Raw genomic sequence first — 16,738 nt, forward strand, 5'->3', positions numbered from 1 at the left:
CCGGCCGACATCCAGGAGATACGACTGCCATGCGCAAGAACCACCTCAAGCCCATAGCCGCCGTCACCAGCTGCCTCGCCCTCGCCGCCACCCTCTCCGCCTGCGGCGGCTCCTCGGCCGCCTCCGACGAGAAGGTCGTCACCGTCTACAGCGCCGACGGCCTCAAGGGCGAGAACGGCGACGGCTGGTACGACAAGGTGTTCAAGGACTTCGAGAAGAAGACCGGCATCAAGGTCAAGTACGTGGAGGGCGGCTCCGGCGAGATGGTGCAGCGCGCCGTCCGCGAGAAGTCCAACACCCAGGCGGACGTCCTGGTCACCCTGCCGCCGTTCATCCAGCAGGCCGACAGCAAGGGCCTCCTCGCCGCGTACGCGCCGGCCGGCTCCGACAAGGTCGACGGCGCCGACAAGGCCGCCGACTCCAAGTGGACCTCGGTCGTCAACAACTACTTCGGCTTCATCTACAACAAGAAGGAGCTGAAGTCGGCGCCCGCCACCTGGGAGGAGCTGCTCGACGGAAAGTTCAAGAACAAGATCCAGTACTCCACCCCCGGAGTCGCCGGTGACGGCACCGCCGTACTCATCAAGGCCATGCACGACTTCGGCGGCAAGGAACCGGCGATGGCGTACCTGAAGAAGCTCCAGGCCAACAACGTCGGCCCGTCCGCCTCCACCGGCAAGCTGGCCCCCAAGGTCGACAAGGGCGAGCTGCTCGCCGCCAACGGCGACGTCCAGATGAACTTCGCGCAGTCCAAGGACATGCCGAACCTCGGCATCTGGTTCCCCGCGAAGCAGGGCGGCAAGTCCACCACCTTCGCCCTGCCGTACGCGGCCGGCCTGGTCGACAAGGCCCCGCACACCGCCAACGGCAAGAAGCTGCTCGACTTCATGCTCTCCGAGCAGGCCCAGAAGGACGTCAGCGCGGTCGGCGGCGGCTTCTCCGCCCGCAAGGACGTCAAGGGCACCGACGCCAACGCCATCGAGCTCGCCGAGCTGATGGACGGCGTGGAGGTCTTCGAGCCCGACTGGTCGGACATCGGCACCAACCTGGACAGCTACGTCGAGGCCTGGAAGTCGGCCACCGGCAGCTGACCGTTGCCGGAGGATTCACGGCACGGGTATGGACCTCCGGCGGATCATCGCGGAAAGATAACGGGTCTAGTCCCACGTTCAACTCCCCGTCCCAGGGCGGGGAGTTGAACGTGTGCCCCCACGCCTCGACGGAGGACCCCGTGACCACAGGCATGTCCCGCCGCACTCTCCTCATGAGCGCGGCCGCCCTCGCCGCCGCCGGACCGCTCGCCGCGACCACCACCGCACGGGCCGCGGCCCGTACCCCCAAGGTCCTGGTCATCGGCCTGGACGGTGCCCTGCTGAACCGGATCAAGGACGCGGACGCCCCGAATCTCGACGCACTGATGGCCTCCGGGCTCACCTCGGTCAGCCCGCTCTACGCCGACCCGATGGCGCCCACCCTGTCCGGCCCCGGCTGGTCGACGATCATCACCGGCGTCTGGCCCGACAAGCACCGCGTCAAGGACAACGCCTTCACCGGCCACGCCTTCGCGCGGTACCCCGACTTCCTCACCCGGATCGAGACCGCGAAGCCGGGGCTCTCGACGTACGCCGTCGCCTCCTGGAACCCCGTCACCGACACGATTTTCTCCGCGAAGGTCGACACCCGGGTCTCCACCCCGGAAGCCGAGTACGACACGGGCACCACCAGCAGAGCCGTCGCCGAACTGGCCGCCGGCAACCGGGACGCGGTCTTCGTCCACCTCGACAACGTCGACCACGCCGGACACAGCCACGGCGCCGCGAGCAAGCAGTACCTGGACGCCATCCACGGCGTCGACGCCCAGGTCGGGCAACTGGTCGCCGCCGTACGAGGCCGGGCCACCCACGCCTCCGAGGACTGGCTCATCATGATCACCGCCGACCACGGGCACACCGACGCGGGCGGCCACGGCGGCTCCAGCGCGGCCGAACGGCAGACCTTCCTCATCGCGAGCGGCGGCCCCGTCACCCCCGGCTCCACCCGGTACGACATCAAGATGCCGGACGTCGCCGCCTCCGCCCTCGCCCACCTCGGCATAGCCGTCGACCCGGCCTGGGGCCTGGACGGCCGCCCGCTCCAGCAGCCCGTCCCCGACGCCTTCGACGCGCTGCGTCCGCAGCTGGGCACCCGCGTCGACGAGACGGGCATCGGTGCGGCCGTGCTCGGCTTCACCCACACCCCGCCCGCCGGGTGGTCCATCGACAACAGCGCGATGGGCACCGGAGGAGTCACCGAATGGCGCGGCTGGACCTTCACCACCGACGAGTTCTGGACCTCCGCCGAACGCGGCCAGTGGCGCGAGACCAACGTCCGGGCCCGGAACGTCTTCGCGGTCGCCGACGGCGACGAATGGGTCGACAAGGGCTTCACCGGCACCTTCGACTCCACCCTGGTCGGCCCGGCCTGGCCGGTCACCGGCGGCCGCACCGCCACCCTCGCCTACACCACCCACTACCGCCAGGAAGCCCCGCAGAAGGGCGAGGTCCTCGTCTCCTACGACAAGGGCACCCCGGCCGTCGTGAAGACGTACACCGCCGACACCGTCTCGAAGGCCGAATCGCTCACCCTCCAGGTCCCGGCCGGGGCCACCACCGCACAGGTCCGCTTCCGGTACACCGGCGGCAACAACTGGTTCTGGGCGGTCGACGGCGTGACCCTCACACCCGCGTGATCCGGCCGTTCCGGCACGTCGAACGGACGGCCTAAAATCGGGGGCGTCGGCGCTGCACAACGCGGTGCCGCCGGCGTCCCCGCACACGGCGTACGGCAGGAGTCCCACACATGGCAGAGCGCAAGCCGATCTCGTCCTGGCTCACCGACATGGACGGAGTCCTGATCCACGAGGGGACGCCGATCCCCGGAGCCGATGCCTTCATCAAGCGGTTGCGTGACTCGGGGCTGCCCTTCCTGGTCCTCACCAACAACTCCATCTACACCGCCCGCGACCTGCACGCCCGGCTGAACCGCATGGGCCTGGACGTGCCGGTGGAGAACATCTGGACCTCCGCCCTGGCCACCGCCCAGTTCCTGGACGACCAGCGGCCCGGCGGCACGGCGTACGTCATCGGCGAGGCCGGCCTCACCACCGCCCTGCACGACATCGGCTACGTGCTCACCGACCACGAACCCGACTACGTGGTCCTCGGCGAGACCCGCACGTACAGCTTCGAGGCGCTCACCAAGGCGATCCGGCTGATCAACGGCGGCGCGCGCTTCATCTGCACCAACCCCGACGAGACCGGCCCGTCCGCCGAGGGCCCGCTGCCCGCCACCGGGTCCGTCGCCGCCCTGATCACCAAGGCCACCGGCAAGGCCCCGTACTTCGCGGGCAAGCCCAACCCGCTGATGATGCGCACCGGACTCAACGCGATCGGCGCCCACTCCGAGTCCAGCGCCATGATCGGCGACCGGATGGACACCGATGTGCTGGCCGGCCTGGAGGCGGGGATGCAGACCTTCCTGGTCCTCACCGGCCTCACCACGGTCGCCGACATCGACAAGTACCCCTTCCGGCCGTCCACGGTCGTCGACTCGATCGCCGATCTGGTCGACCTCGTCGACGCGGGCTGAGCCCGGCGGGGCACGGCCCCGGGGCGGCGGGGGAGGGGACGCGCACGGTGTGCGCGGACCCGCCCCCCGCGCCGCTGCGGATGCGAAAAACCTCCGCAGGCGTGAACCTGCACTCAGGAGGTTCACGATGCGTTCCACAACCCTCACGTTCTGTGCCGCCGCGGTCGTCGCGGCGACCCTGGTGCCGGCCTCCGCCGCACTGGCCGACTCCGACTCCGGGTCCGCCCCCGAGAAGGGCAAGGACAACCGCGTCTCCCTGACGCTGACCCCGTCCTCCGTCGCACCCGGCGGCGAGACGGATCTGCGGCTGGAGGGGTGCGAGGGCCGCGAGGCCACGGGCGAATCCGAGGTCTTCGTCTCCGGAGCACGCTTCTCGCCCGCCGCGGACGGCGGCCTCTTCGCCGAGGCCCGGATCAGCTCGGACGCCTCCCCGGGCGAATACGGCATCCGGATCGACTGCAAGGACGACAAGGGCGCCACCGCCGCCGGCACGGTCACCGTCGTCGACCGCGGCCGGCCGAGCCCGCTCGCCCCGGTCCAGGCCGGCGGCGGCGGCACCGCCGCCCTGTCCACCGACCGGGAGGCCAAGCAGGAAGGCCCCGGCACCGTGCACGCGGTGATCGGACTGGCCCTGGCGGCCGTCGCGGCCGTCGCCGTCGCGTTCCGCAGCGCGCGCCGCCGTCGCCGTCCGGCCTCGGACTGACATGTCCGCCCCCGACAGCACCGCGGGTCACGGCAGGCTGCTCGCCGGAGTGACCTGGGCCGTCCTGCTGCTCGGCCTGTGGCTCTGGGGCCGCGGTATCACCGACGGCTCCGGCGCCAGTTCCGCCCCGACCACCGGCGACATCGCCGCGGTGGGGCGCCCCCTCGGCGTACCGCTGCCGCCGCCGCACGACCCGATCGAGGGCGCGGTGCCGAAGCGGGTCGAGATCCCGTCGATCGGCATCGAGGCACCCGTGGTCGCCCGCGGCCTGGACAAGGACGGCGCGATCGAACCGCCCTCCTTCGACACGCCCCAGACCGTCGGCTGGTACGGCGACGGCACCGAGCCCGGCGCGAAGGGCCCGGCCCTCCTCGTCGGCCATGTCGACACCGAGACCAGACCGGCCGTCTTCTACGGACTGAGCGCGGCCCGCCCCGGCGCCAAGATCGACATCACCCGCGCCGACGGAACCGTCGCCGAGTTCACCGTCGACGACGTCCAGGTCTTCACCCGGGCACGCTTCGACGCCGACAAGGCGTACGGCCCGCGCAAGGACGGCCGGGCGGAGCTCCGCCTGATCACCTGCGGCGGCACCTTCGACCGCAAGACGCACTCGTACGACGCGAACGTCGTCGTCTCCGCCTACCTGACCGGCGACAAGCCCGCGGGCGACCGCGCCTGACGCCTGGCACCGGACCCAACCCCCTTGGTACGGAACAGTTCTGACGCAGGGTCGGCGAACGCTCACTCCCGGTTTTCGGGAGATGCGGACAGAAGCCCTGTGCCAGGATGGAACGGACGCGGCAGTGCACCGCCGCCGCACCGAGGGGGAGTGCATGTACGGCAGTCACGACGGCCGGCGGGGCGTCCGGACGGGCAGGCGTACGGGCAGGCGTACGGGCAGGCGTACGGGCAGGCGTACGGGATTGGGGCGGGCCGGTGCGGTGGCCGCGGCAGGGGCCGTGCTGCTACTCGCGGGATGCACCTCCGGGCCCGGCCCCGGCCCCGGTCCCGCCCGCGGAGCCGCCGGCCGGAGCCCGGGCGGCGAGCGGTACTGGGTCAACCCGGACGCGAACGCGGCCCGGCAGGCCGCCGCGTACACCCGGGACGGCGACGGGGCGGGCGCCGCGCTGATCGAGCGGATCGCCCGGCAGCCGGTCGGCGAATGGATCGGCCCGGACACCCCCGAGGCCGAGGCGAAGGGCCTCACTGAGGCGGCCGCGAAGGCGGGCCGGGAGGCGCTGCTGGTCCTCTACAACATCCCGCACCGCGACTGCGGGCAGTTCTCCAGGGGCGGCGCCGCCGACGGCAACGCGTACCGGACCTGGCTGGAGGGCGTCGCCCGGGGCATCGGCGACCGGCGTGCCACGGTGATCCTGGAGCCCGACGCGCTGCTGCACATGGTCGACGGGTGCACCCCGCAGGAGTTCCACGAGGAGCGGTACGACCTGCTGAAGGGCGCGGTGGAGCGGCTCGGGCGGCAGCCCGGCGTCCGCGTCTACGTGGACGCGGGCAACGCCGGCTGGCGCACCCCCGACGCGCTCTTCCGGCCGCTGCGCCGCGCGGGCATCGGGGCCGCCGACGGATTCGCCGTCAACGTCTCCAACTTCCAGACCACACGGGCCAGCACGGAGTTCGGCAAGCGGCTCTCGGCCAAGGTCGGCGGCAAGCCGTTCGTCATCGACACCAGCCGCAACGGCAACGGCCCCTACCGCGGCGGCGCCCCCGGCGAGAACTGGTGCAACCCGCCCGGCCGGGCACTCGGCGATCCACCGACGACCGACACCGGTGACGCACTGGTCGACGCCCACCTCTGGATCAAGCGGCCCGGCGAGTCCGACGGCGACTGCAGGGGCGGCCCGAAGGCCGGCGCCTGGTGGCCCGAGTACGCCCTGGGCCTGGCCCGGGCGGCGAAGTAGTAGCGAAGCAGTCGTGGCGGTGCGGGGCGCCCCACGCCCCGCACCCGCCCGCCCCGCGGCCCTACGGGACCTCGACCCATCTGCCCTCGGACGGCGTTCCCCGGTCGTCCGTCACGAAGAGCATGTACCAGCCCGAAGGCACCAGCGCCCGGTTGCCCGGCACCGTGACCGTGATCCCGCCCGGCGTCCGCCGCAGCCCCAGCGCCACCGAACGCTGGTCGGTGTCCGTGACATGGGTGACCGCGCTGGGCCGGATCAGCTTCGCCGAGGTGATCGCCCGCCCCGGCGCCGTCGTGAAACCTCCCGTGCCGCCGCGCCGCAGGCTCCTCGGGCCGCCCGTCAGCACCGGGCGTGAACTCCGGTACAGATAGGGCGGGGTGTAGATCTCGATGCGCTGCTCGAAGACGCCCGGCCGGGTGTTCGCCCGGTCCGCGTAGAGCGAGTCCGAACCGAAGATCATGACGCGGCCGTCGGGCAGCAGCACCGACCCCGAGTGGTAGTTGCGGCCCACCGCCGGATCGGCGACCCGCCGGTACCTGTCCGTCCCCGGGTCGTACAGCCGGGCCTGGAGCACATTCGATCCGCCGCGCCCCCGGTAGTCGCTGGAACCACCGGTGACCAGCACCGAATCGTCGGGGAGCAGGGAGACACCGGGATAGCGGGTGCCCTCCGCCAGCGCGGCGCCGTCCCTGAACCTGGGGGCGGGGTCCTTCAGGCCGACCAGCCGGGACTTCGCGCTCGACCGGTCCGACTCACCGACCCCGCCGCCGCCGATGACCATGAACCTCTCGTCCTGGGCCGGGGGCAGCCGGACCGTCGCGGAGGTCTCCGTCTCGTCGGCGTCGCCCAGTCCGGGGATCTTCCTGAAGCTGTTGGTCGCCAGGTCCCAGACGCCCGGGTCGCGGCCGACGTCGGCGGGGCCGTATCCGGCGTTCGAGCCGGAGTAGAAGAGCTTGCCGTCGCCCAGCAGGAAGACCGCGGGGTAGGTGGGGAACCTCCGGACGATGCCGGTGTACCGCCACTTCTTGGTCCTCGGGTCGTAGATCTCGTCCTTGCCGGGAACGATCTGCCCGATCTCGTCCAGCCCGGAGAGGGCGAGGACCCGGCCGTCCTTCAGGGTGGTCAGCGTCGGGTACCAGCGCGCCTCGTTCATCGGGTCGACGGAGATGTACTTCTCCGCCACCGGGTCGAACTCGAAGGCTTCCCGGATGCCCTGGAAGTCCTTCTTGTCGAGGGCGATCTTCTGCGCGATCCCGTAGACGTCGCGGGTGTCGGAGCCGGTCAGGCCCGCGATCCGGTAGTTGTCCTCGGCGCCCGTCGCGTACCGCGCACCGGACTTCTCGGCCTCCACGTAGATCCGGCCCAGACCGGCGTCGTTGTGCAGGAACCTCCCGGTCCTCCGGTCGAAGACCTTGGTGGCCTTCTCCACCAGCACCGGGTCCTTCGAGACGAACGTCCTGCCGTTCGCCCGGCCCGTGAACCGGGTGCCCGCGGGCAGTGTGACCGGCCGGTCCGGGTTCTCGTTGTGGACGATCATCAGCCCGCCGGCCTTCGTGACATCGCCCTTGAGCTTCTCGTACCGTCTGGTGCCGCCGGCTATGAGGAGCTTGCCGTCGGGCAGCTGGGTGTGGCCCGAGCAGAACATGTCGTCGGGCGTGGGGATGTTCTTGAACGCGCCGGTCCGCGGATCCCACAGCACCGAGCGGAAGCTCTTCGCGTCGAAGTTCTTCCGGTTGTTGCCGGAGCCCGCGACGAGCAGCACCTTTCCGGTGTGCAGCAGTGCCGCGTGGATGGTGTTGATCCGGTATCCGGCGGGGACGTCCAGGAGGTCCCAGTGGCCGTTGGCGGCCTTGTAGCCCGGTTTGATGATCGTGTAGTCGTGGTAGGGGGTTGATACTGGTGGGCTCGCGTATTCAAGTGTCGCCAGTTCTGGCGCTTGGGAGACGGAGCAGTGACTGTGCGCGTTCGCCGGGAGGCAGGGGTTGCGTGCTGTCAGGGCCGCAGAAGCCTGACAGCAAGGAAGCACGGAGCCTGGTGGAGCTTGTTGTAGGCCGTTTCGTCGAGTTCTCGCAGGCCGGGCGTCGGGCGAGGCTCGATGAGTCTTTCAAGCATGAATCCGGCGGCCAGCAGCTCGCTCAGGAACGTTTCCAGCGACATGCGCTGGTAGTGGACTGCCAACGGCCCCCCAGCGAGCGGGAGGTCAACCCAGTCCTCGGCGTAGTACGAGCCACCGAATTTCCGCCAGTCAGCCGTCGGGTGGGTCGTCGAGACCAGCAGCCATCCTCCGGGACGCAGGACGCGTCGTAGGTCGCCGAGGAGACGCGGCCGATCGGCGATGTGGTGGAGCATCAATGCGCACACGACTCCGTCGAACGACGCGTCGTCGATGAAGTCCAGCGGCTTCTCCGCGTCGTGCATGCGCAGTTCGGCCCGGTCACCCAATCGCTCCCGCGCGTGACTCAGCAGAGTTGCGCTGCCGTCGATTCCGACTACCTCGGCACCACCCGCCAGGAGTTCGGCCGCGTAGTGCCCGGCCCCGCAGCCGACATCGAGAATCTTCAGCCCGGCAACATCCCCCGCTAGCGCGAGCATCGCTGGCCGATCGGTGTGTGCGTTGTAGGGGCTGGTGTCGGCGTTCTTTGCGAAGTAGTCGCCGACTTCGTCGTGGTAAGCGGTCTCTGCAGGCATCGTGACAGCATCGCGCCGGTGGCTGCCAACCGCGAGCGGTTTTGTGCAACCCAGGGTGCGTCCGGTCAACGGCTGCCTTGACTTGGGTCTGATTGTGGTCGGCTCGTTTTCAACTGTCGCAAGTTCTCCGCGGGGTCCAGCCGGGTGGTGACCGCCAGTGGTCTCCGGCGGCGTATCGGCTCCAAGTGCCTCCGGCCTCGGACGCGAGCTTGGCTGTGGTAACCCGGTGATAGCCAAGAGCCTCAGCGACGACCGGTGCGGGCATTTCCAGAACGTGTTGCCGGATCGCGGCTGTGCGGCCAGCGATGGTGGGGATGCCGATGTCGTTGATGAGCGCGGCGAGAGCGTCGGGGTGCATCGGTTGTCCGGCCCGGCGGCCGGGGAACAGCCACCGGGAGGCGTGGTTGGTCGCGGTGTTCATGTTGTCCCGGCTGCTGATCCAGCGATGCAGCAGTTCCGCGAGCGGTTCGGGCACTGGGGACGGCGGTTCGCCGAGGCGGAGAAGTGTCTGGTCGTTGCTGTGGCCGATGTCGTCCAGGGTGAGACGCACGACTCGGCTGAGTGGCTGGGCATAGAGCAGGACGATCACGCCCGCGACCCGAGTGCGAAGCGGCAGGTCCGGGTCGGTGAGAAGACAGCCGATCAGCTCCAGTCGTTCGGGCTGCGGTATCGGAGTTGCCCGGCGGATCTGGACCGGAGGAAGCCGGAAGGGCCGGGTGAGCTTGCTGGCCGAGCACCAGAGCAGGAAGGCTCGCATGGTGTTGCGGGTGTACTCCTTCTGCTCGGCGTGCCAGGCGTCGATGCCGGTCTGGCCGCAGGTGCCAAGGGTGTGATCACGGGCGGCGAGCCAGGTGAGGAAGGCTGTGGCCTGCTTGACCTGGTCAGCGGCATGTCGACGGGCTGCCGGTGTGATCGGCTTCTTCTGGCTGCTGGTCCGCAGGCGTGGGAGCACTTCCCAGGTGGCGAACCGGCGGATGACCTGAGCGTGGTCGGGGTCAGGAATGTCGGCGAGGTGGCCGATGAGCCACCGTTCGAACGAGCAGATCTGCTTGTCGACGGCGGGTAGGACACCGCAGGACATGAGGAGTTCCCTCAGATGGGCGGCGGCCCGCCAGGGTTCGAGGGCGTGGAAGGCTTCGTGGGTCAGCTCGATGTCGCCGGTGGCGAGTCGGCGTAGCCAGTCGGCGGTGGAATCGGGGCGTTCTTTGTGCCGGTCGAGCCAGGCGAGGCCGGACAACGGGCTGTCCAGGGTGCGGAGCGAGTCGGCCAGCGGAACGAGTTCGAGGCGGATGCGGCCGGTGCCGTCGTCCAGCAGCTGGGAAAGCCGGTCGGCAACGGTGCAGCGGGTGCAGAGCCGACCTCCGTGCAGCTTGCCTTCCTCTCCGCAGCGGGAGCATCGATAGGACATCATGAAGCCCGCGCAGTCGGAGCAGATGGGCGTGCGGTCGCCGGGCCGTAGGCCGGGAAGAGCCCGCTCGACTCCACATTCGGGACAGGTTCCACGAACGCAGAGAGCTTTGTCGTGGCAGGTGCGGCAGACATAGCCGTCGGGCCAGCGAGCGGCGAACCAGCCGTGGCGCTGACAGCGGGCGCACGTCCTCTTGTGCCAGCGCTCGCACTCCTCGGGGGTGTAGGAGGGGCTCACTCGTCAGGAAGGATTCGGGCCGGTCGAGGCCGCAGCTTCGCGACCGACGTCGGCAAGGCAGGGAGATCACCGGTCGCGGTCTTGCGCACTCCGGCGTTCTCGGCGGTCGTGGTGACCAGGTCTGCCGGCGTGCAGGAGAAGATGTCGCAGAACGCGGCCAGGACCTGAAGCGACAACCGCTCGGGGGTGCCGGAGACCAGGCGGTGGACCTGGGAAGCTGACAGTTCGATGCCGCGGTCGCGTAGTAGCGGCACCAGCTCGGTGGTGGTGAACATGCCGTGGGTGCCCATCAGTTCGCGCAGCTTCCACGTGTAGCCGACCTTGCGCTTCACCTCTGCCTCCCGGCCTGGCTCTCCAGGGCGGCGGCAATGGTGCCGTCCAGATGTCGACGGAGTGTGCGTGTGCGGAAGTCCGAGCTCACGCAGGTGTAGATCGCGGTCGTGCTTGCGTGGTCGTGACCGACCTGCTCTTGGACGAATCGCGGATCCCAGCCAGCCTCGATCAGATGGGTGACGTAGGACCTGCGGAAGGAATGGAAGTCCAGTCCTTCGTCCAGGCCAAGGGCCTGACGATAGGTGATAGACCGGGAGTTGAGCCGCTGGCAGCCGATCCGCAGTCCACGCTCGGAGGGCCAGGCGGCTGGGTTCCCTTCGCCTCCGAACAGCGGCCGGACCTCGGTGAACCACTCGTCCAGGATGTCGGGAGCCCAGTCCCAGACGGTCAGCACTGTGCGTCGCTTGGGCGGCGAGCCCTTCTTGGCTTTGCCGAACCGGACGCGGCACAGACCGAACTCGCCGTACTCGTTTCCGTGTGGGTTGCGGCCGAAGTCAGCGGCGTCCAGCATCCGTGTTTCGTTGCGTCGTGTGCCGAAGGCGTACGCGGTCTTGAACAACGTCGCGTCGCGGAAAGCGGGCAGCCAGCCCTTGCGGCCGAAGGCCCGGATGCGGGCCACCTCGTCGTCGCAGTGGGCGAAGAAGGCATGTAGCTCGGCCTTGGTGAAGGCGCGCTTCTTCGCATCGGACTCGTTGTCCTGGACGTGTACCGCGGTGTTCCACTCGTGCACGATCTGGACTGGATGGGAGCCGAACCGCTCTTCACACGTGGTGGCCCACTCGTAGAGGGGGTCGGTAGCGAAGTGGCAGAAGGAGCGGATGGCTTCGGAGTACGAGCGGATCGTCGAACGCTTCAGATCACGCAATGAGCGCAGATCACCGAGCCATTCGTCCACCATGGCCGGCGTCCACTGCCACGGGAAGGCGTTCACGTAGGCGGTGAACGCCTTCACCGTGTTCTCCCGACCTTCGACAGTCGAGCGGGCCAGGTTCCGTGCGAGCTGCTGATTGGCGAATCCGCCCAGCATCGCGGAGAAGACCTGTTCCTCCGGCCGCAGCAGTGCGATGCCGTCTGTCAGGTGCAGTCTCGCCGCCCCCGGGACGGGCCCGTTGAACCTCACTGTCCACCACTCTCCGTAGCTCGCATCCAATGCGAGAAAACCGCATCGGATGCGAGTCGGCGGCGAAACCGCAGGCCGTCCATCCGGACGAGTGACAGTGGCTGGCCAGCAGGCCTCGCCAGCCGCTACCGTCGCGCGACGCAACAGAGCCGGACGTCCCTGCTCAGCGAGGTGTCGTCCGCCTTCGCCGGCGTCGCCACATCAACTGTCGCCAGTTCGCATCCGATGCAATTGGCGGCGCTTGGAACATCGGAACGAAAACCGGCGCTAAGCCCTGGTGATACTCAGGAAGGCTTTGACCTGGGCTTCTGTGGCAGCGGAACCTTCGGCAGTCGTTGTTGATCGACTGTTTGGAGGTCCGGGGTGCCGGTCGAGTTTTTGACGGATGAGCAGGCTGCCGCGTATGCGGCGTTTCGCGGGGCGCCTTCCCGCACGGAGCTGGAGCGTTTCTTCTTCCTGGACGACGCAGACCGGGAGCTGATCGAGGGCAAGCGGCGGTCCCATAACCGCCTGGGCTTCGCGCTACAGCTGACGACCGCGCGGTATCTGGGGGTGTTCCTTGACGACCCCACGGACGTGCCGGCGGAGGTCGTCGACTGCCTCGCCGAGCAGCTCGACATCGGCGATGTGTCGGTGCTGAAGGCGTACGGAGAGCGGGAGAACACCCGCCTGGAGCACGTACGCGAGCTGCGGCGGGTCCTGGAATACAAGGAGTTCGCCGAGGCGGAGGCCGACCTGCGGACATGGGTGGACGCGCGGGCCTGGACGACTGGCGAGGGCCCGAAGGCCCTGTTCGACGCGGCGGTCGGCCAGCTGCGTGAGCGCCGCGTGCTGCTGCCCGGCGTGACGACGCTGACCAGGTTGGTCGCCTCGGTGCGGGAGACGGCGAACCAGCGGCTGTGGGACACCCTGTACGGGATGTTGAGCGTCGGCCAGCGGGCGGTGCTGGACTCCCTGTTGGCCGTGCCGCCTGGCGCGCGGGTCTCCGAGCTGGACCGGCTGCGGCGCGGTCCGGTGCGGGTATCTGGACCGCAGATGAAGTGGGCCCTGGACCGGGCTGAGGAGATCGCCGACCTGGACATGCGCGCGCTGGATGTGTCGGGGATACCGCCGCGGCGACTGGCGGAGCTGTCACGGTACGGCGTGGACGGCAAGGCGTCGCTGCTCAAGCGGCACGGCGACTCGCGCCGGCTGGCGACGCTGCTGGCTACCGCGGTCTACCTGACAACCCGGGCCGTGGACGACGCCTTGGACCTGCTTGAAGTGTTGATCGCGACGAAACTGCTGGCCAAGGCCGAGCGGGAGACGGTCAAGGAGAAGATCAAAACGCTGCCGAAGGTGGAGCGGGCCGGTGCGAAGCTGGCGACGGCGTTCCAGGTCGTCTTCGACACCACGAGCGAGCAGGTCGACACCGACACCGGAGAGATCAGCCCGCCGAAGGTGGAGACGCTCACGGCGATGTGGGAGCAGATCGAGAGCGTGGTCCCGCGCCACGAGCTGGCTGCCGCGATCGCCGCACTGTTCGAGCTGACGCCGCCGCTGGACTCCGATGCGGACGAGGCGTGGCGGGCGATGCTGGTCAAACGGTTCGGCACAGTCCGGCCGTTCCTCAAGCTCTTGGTCAAGGTCGTCGACTTCGGTGCCACCCCAGAAGGGCTGCCGGTGCTGAGCGCGCTGAAGTCGCTGCCGGACCTGATGGGCCGCAAGAAGGTCGGCCCGAAGGAGATCGACACCGATCTGCTCGTCGGCTCCTGGCGGCGCCTGGTCCTTTCGGCTCCGCACCTGGAGCCGGGCACGGTGGATTGGAAGGCGTACACGTTCTGCATCCTGGAGCAGTTCCACCGGATGCTGCGCCGACGGGAGGTGTTCGCGAAAAACTCCTCCAAGTGGGGCGACCCCCGGGCGAAGCTGTTGGTCGGGGAGGCGTGGGAGCAGGCCAAGCCCACTGTGCTGGCATCCCTGAGCCTGCCCGCCGGGGTGAGCGAGCACTTGGCCGCGCGGGCCGCGCTGCTGGACGGCACGTATCGCGAGGTCGCCGGGCGGTTGCCGGATAACGCGCAGATCACCTTCGATGACGACGGGCGGCTGCACTTCGCCGCCCTGGAGCCGGAGCCCGCCTCGCTGCTCGGCCTGCGGGCCGCGGTCAACGCGATGCTGCCCCGCGTCGACCTGCCCGAGGTGCTGCTGGAGGTGTTCTCCTGGACCGGCGCCGACCAGGCGTTCACCTCGGTCACCGGTGGCGAGGCCCGTCTCAAGGGCCTGCCCGTGACGATCGCAGCACTGCTGGTCGCGCACGGCTGCAACATCGGTTACACCCCGGTCATCGGCGGTATCGACGCGCTGAAGTACGGGCGGCTCTCCCACGTCGACCAGACGTATCTGCGGCTCGCCACGTACCGAGCGGCGAACGCCACGCTGATCGAGCACCAGGCGGCCATCCCGCTCGCCCAGGCGTGGGGCGGCGGGCTGGTCGCCTCAGTCGACGGGATGCGGTTTGTCGTCCCCGTGCCCAGCGTGTACGCGCGGCCGAACCCGAAGTACTTCGGACGTCGGGGCGGCGCCACCTGGCTCAACATGATCAACGATCAGGCGGCAGGGCTCGGCGGGAAGGTCGTGGCCGGCACCCCGCGCGACTCGCTGTACGTGCTGGACGTCCTCTACGACCGCGACGGCGGCAAGCGCCCGGAGATGATCGTCACCGACACCGCCTCGTACAGCGACATCGTCTTCGGACTGCTCACGCTCGCCGGGTTCGTGTACGCCCCGCAACTCGCGGACCTGCCAGACCAGAAGATGTGGCGTATCGACCGCACCGCCGACTACGGCGCCTTCCAGGACGCCGCCCGGGGCCGGATCGACCTCAGCAGGATCGAGCGGCACTGGGAGGACATCCTGCGGATCATCGGCTCCATCCACACCGGAGCTGTCCGCGCCTACGACGTCATCCGCATGCTGTCCCGGGACGGGCGCCCCACCCCGCTCGGCGACGCGATCGCGCACTACGGACGGATTGCCAAGACCCTGCACATCCTGCGCTTGGCCGACGAGCCCGGCTACCGCCGGCAGATCAAGGCGCAGGCCAACCTCCAGGAGGGCCGCCACTCCCTGGCTCGGAAGATCTTCCACGGACGGGCCGGACAGCTCTACCAGCGCTACCAGGACGGTATGGAGGACCAGATCGGCGCGCTCGGACTGGTCCTCAACGCCCTTGTGCTGTTCACCACGAGGTACATGGACGCGGCGGTAGCTCAGCTGCGGGCGGACGGCTTCGACGTCCGCGACGAGGACGTGGCCCGCCTCTCGCCGTTCGTACGGCACCACGTCAACATGCTCGGCCGGTACTCGTTCCAGCTGCCCGACCTGCCTGGCGGCCTGCGCCCGCTGCGGGCCCCCGATACCACCGATGATGCCTAGTAGTGCTTGGTCATGTTGGTGCGGGGTCTAGCATGTCGCGGTGACAGGTGGGGCAGGCGCCGGTCCAGATCACGAGGAGTGTTTGCAGCTCGTGGACGACTTGGTAGAGGCTCAGGCCGACGCCGTCTCTTTTGGGGATCGGCTCAGTCGCTGCAGGGTGCAGAAGGCGTGGGCGACCGAGACGAGGGTGACGTGGTGGTGCCAGCCGGGCCAGGTCCGGCCTTCGAAGTGGGCCAGGCCCAGTGTCTGTTTCATCTCGCGGTAGTCGTTCTCGATGCGCCAGCGGAGCTTCGCGGTGCGCACGAGGACGGGCAACGGGGTGGTCTCGGGCAGGTTGGAGAGCCAGAACTGCACGGGCTCGTCCTGGTCGGCGGGCCATTCGGCCAGCAGCCAGCGAACCGGAAGCTCGGTGCCGGCCGTGGCCTTGCGGATCTCACGTCCGGCGGGCCGGATCCGCAGGGCCACGAAGCGCGAGTACATGCGCTTGCGCCCGCTTCGGCCACTGCCCGGCCGTGACCCCTCCCTCCACTGCACCGGCCGCGCGGAAGACTTTCCGGCCGCGATGACCAGGCTCTTCACCCGCTGGGCCGGCTCGGGGTAGGCAGGAACCGGCCGCCTGCCCCGGCCGGGGTAGGCAGGGGTGCACGGCTGTGCGTCCTCGGGTTGCGCGGTGGTCGTGGTCGAGATGCCCACCACGTAGTCGAGACCGCGTTCTTCCAGGCCAAGCCGGAAGGCGGCGGTGTCACCATAGCCGCCGTCGGCGATGACCTGGGGCACCTCGATGCCCCAGGACCGCGTCTCGTCGATCAGGTCGAGGGCCAGCTGCCACTTCTCGACATGGCCCACCTGGGCAGGGATGGCGCACTTGTCACGACGGACCACTTTGGCCTGATCGGCCTTCGGCGAGGCGGGATCCCAGCTCTCGGGCAGGAACAGACGCCAGTTCACCGCCGCCGAGGCGCCGTTGGAAGCCAGGTGCAGCGAGACCCCGGCCTGGCAGTTGGTGACCTTGCCCGCGGTGCCGGTGTACTGCCGGGTCACGCAAGCCGACGCGTCCCCGTCCTTGAGGAACCCGGTGTCATCGATGACCAGCGCGGTGGGCTTGATGACCGGCTGCATGCGCCAGGCCAGACGGGCCCGCACATGCGCCGCATCCCACGGGCTGGAGGTGACGAAGTGGGCCAGCGCCTGCCGGTTCCCGTCCTCGCCCAGGCGGGCGGCCATCGGCTCCACCGACTTGCGCCCGCCGTCCAGCAACAGACCCCGCAGATAGACCCCGCCCCACCGAC

General features: G+C 69.5%; 13 protein-coding genes. 7 read left to right on the top strand and 6 right to left on the bottom strand.

Annotated elements, in window-relative coordinates:
- The first annotated feature begins 29 nt into the window (after nucleotides 1–29).
- The 6 genes from EES42_RS41340 (at nucleotide 30) to EES42_RS41365 (ending at nucleotide 6,249) form a co-directional block, all read left to right on the top strand.
- Nucleotides 30–1,091 carry a 2-aminoethylphosphonate ABC transporter substrate-binding protein gene (locus tag EES42_RS41340; RefSeq protein ID WP_124723354.1) on the top strand — a complete coding sequence of 354 codons (1,062 nt, stop codon included), beginning with the start codon at nucleotides 30–32 and terminating at the stop codon, nucleotides 1,089–1,091.
- Between the two features lie 152 nt (nucleotides 1,092–1,243).
- Nucleotides 1,244–2,728 carry an alkaline phosphatase family protein gene (locus EES42_RS41345; RefSeq protein ID WP_124723386.1) on the top strand — a complete coding sequence of 495 codons (1,485 nt, stop codon included), beginning with the start codon at nucleotides 1,244–1,246 and terminating at the stop codon, nucleotides 2,726–2,728.
- A gap of 110 nt (nucleotides 2,729–2,838) precedes the next feature.
- Nucleotides 2,839–3,627: an HAD-IIA family hydrolase gene (locus tag EES42_RS41350; RefSeq protein WP_124723355.1), complete on the top strand. Its 789-nt coding sequence runs from the start codon at nucleotides 2,839–2,841 to the stop codon at nucleotides 3,625–3,627.
- Between the two features lie 127 nt (nucleotides 3,628–3,754).
- Nucleotides 3,755–4,330 carry a hypothetical protein gene (locus tag EES42_RS41355; RefSeq protein ID WP_124723356.1) on the top strand — a complete coding sequence of 192 codons (576 nt, stop codon included), beginning with the start codon at nucleotides 3,755–3,757 and terminating at the stop codon, nucleotides 4,328–4,330.
- Nucleotide 4,331: 1 nt separating this feature from the next.
- Nucleotides 4,332–5,012, top strand: coding sequence for a class F sortase (locus EES42_RS41360; RefSeq protein ID WP_124723357.1), 681 nt, complete (start codon nucleotides 4,332–4,334; stop codon nucleotides 5,010–5,012).
- A gap of 154 nt (nucleotides 5,013–5,166) precedes the next feature.
- Complete coding sequence (locus EES42_RS41365; RefSeq protein ID WP_124723358.1) at nucleotides 5,167–6,249, top strand: glycoside hydrolase family 6 protein; 1,083 nt, start codon at nucleotides 5,167–5,169, stop codon at nucleotides 6,247–6,249.
- 61 nt (nucleotides 6,250–6,310) lie between these two features.
- Here the strand turns inward: EES42_RS41365 and EES42_RS41370 are convergent, their stop codons facing one another.
- The 5 genes from EES42_RS41370 to EES42_RS41390 form a co-directional block, all read right to left on the bottom strand.
- Nucleotides 6,311–8,176, bottom strand: coding sequence for a radical copper oxidase GlxA (locus EES42_RS41370; protein WP_241196919.1), 1,866 nt, complete (start codon nucleotides 8,174–8,176; stop codon nucleotides 6,311–6,313).
- A gap of 65 nt (nucleotides 8,177–8,241) precedes the next feature.
- Entirely contained in the window at nucleotides 8,242–8,937 is a 696-nt protein-coding gene (locus EES42_RS41375; RefSeq protein WP_124723359.1) for a class I SAM-dependent methyltransferase, read from the bottom strand.
- A gap of 109 nt (nucleotides 8,938–9,046) precedes the next feature.
- Nucleotides 9,047–10,348: a hypothetical protein gene (locus EES42_RS45845; protein ID WP_241196912.1), complete on the bottom strand. Its 1,302-nt coding sequence runs from the start codon at nucleotides 10,346–10,348 to the stop codon at nucleotides 9,047–9,049.
- A 230-nt stretch (nucleotides 10,349–10,578) separates the two neighbouring features.
- On the bottom strand, nucleotides 10,579–10,914 hold the full coding sequence (locus EES42_RS41385) for a helix-turn-helix domain-containing protein (RefSeq protein ID WP_124723361.1): 336 nt from the start codon (nucleotides 10,912–10,914) through the stop codon (nucleotides 10,579–10,581).
- Nucleotides 10,911–12,179 carry a tyrosine-type recombinase/integrase gene (locus EES42_RS41390; RefSeq protein WP_241196913.1) on the bottom strand — a complete coding sequence of 423 codons (1,269 nt, stop codon included), beginning with the start codon at nucleotides 12,177–12,179 and terminating at the stop codon, nucleotides 10,911–10,913. Before EES42_RS41390 ends, EES42_RS41385 begins: the two co-directional genes overlap by 4 nt.
- Before the next feature lie 219 nt (nucleotides 12,180–12,398).
- On the opposite strand from EES42_RS41390, the gene EES42_RS41395 reads away from it, so the two are divergent.
- Nucleotides 12,399–15,449 (top strand): Tn3 family transposase, encoded by a 3,051-nt coding sequence (locus EES42_RS41395; RefSeq protein ID WP_124723362.1) that lies wholly within the window; start codon nucleotides 12,399–12,401, stop codon nucleotides 15,447–15,449.
- 111 nt (nucleotides 15,450–15,560) lie between these two features.
- Here EES42_RS41395 and EES42_RS41400 read toward each other — a convergent pair.
- The coding region (locus EES42_RS41400; protein ID WP_124723363.1) for an IS701 family transposase at nucleotides 15,561–16,738 on the bottom strand (1,178 nt) is incomplete at its 5' end.

Source organism: Streptomyces sp. ADI95-17 (assembly GCF_003846175.1).
Taxonomy (GTDB): domain Bacteria; phylum Actinomycetota; class Actinomycetes; order Streptomycetales; family Streptomycetaceae; genus Streptomyces; species Streptomyces sanglieri.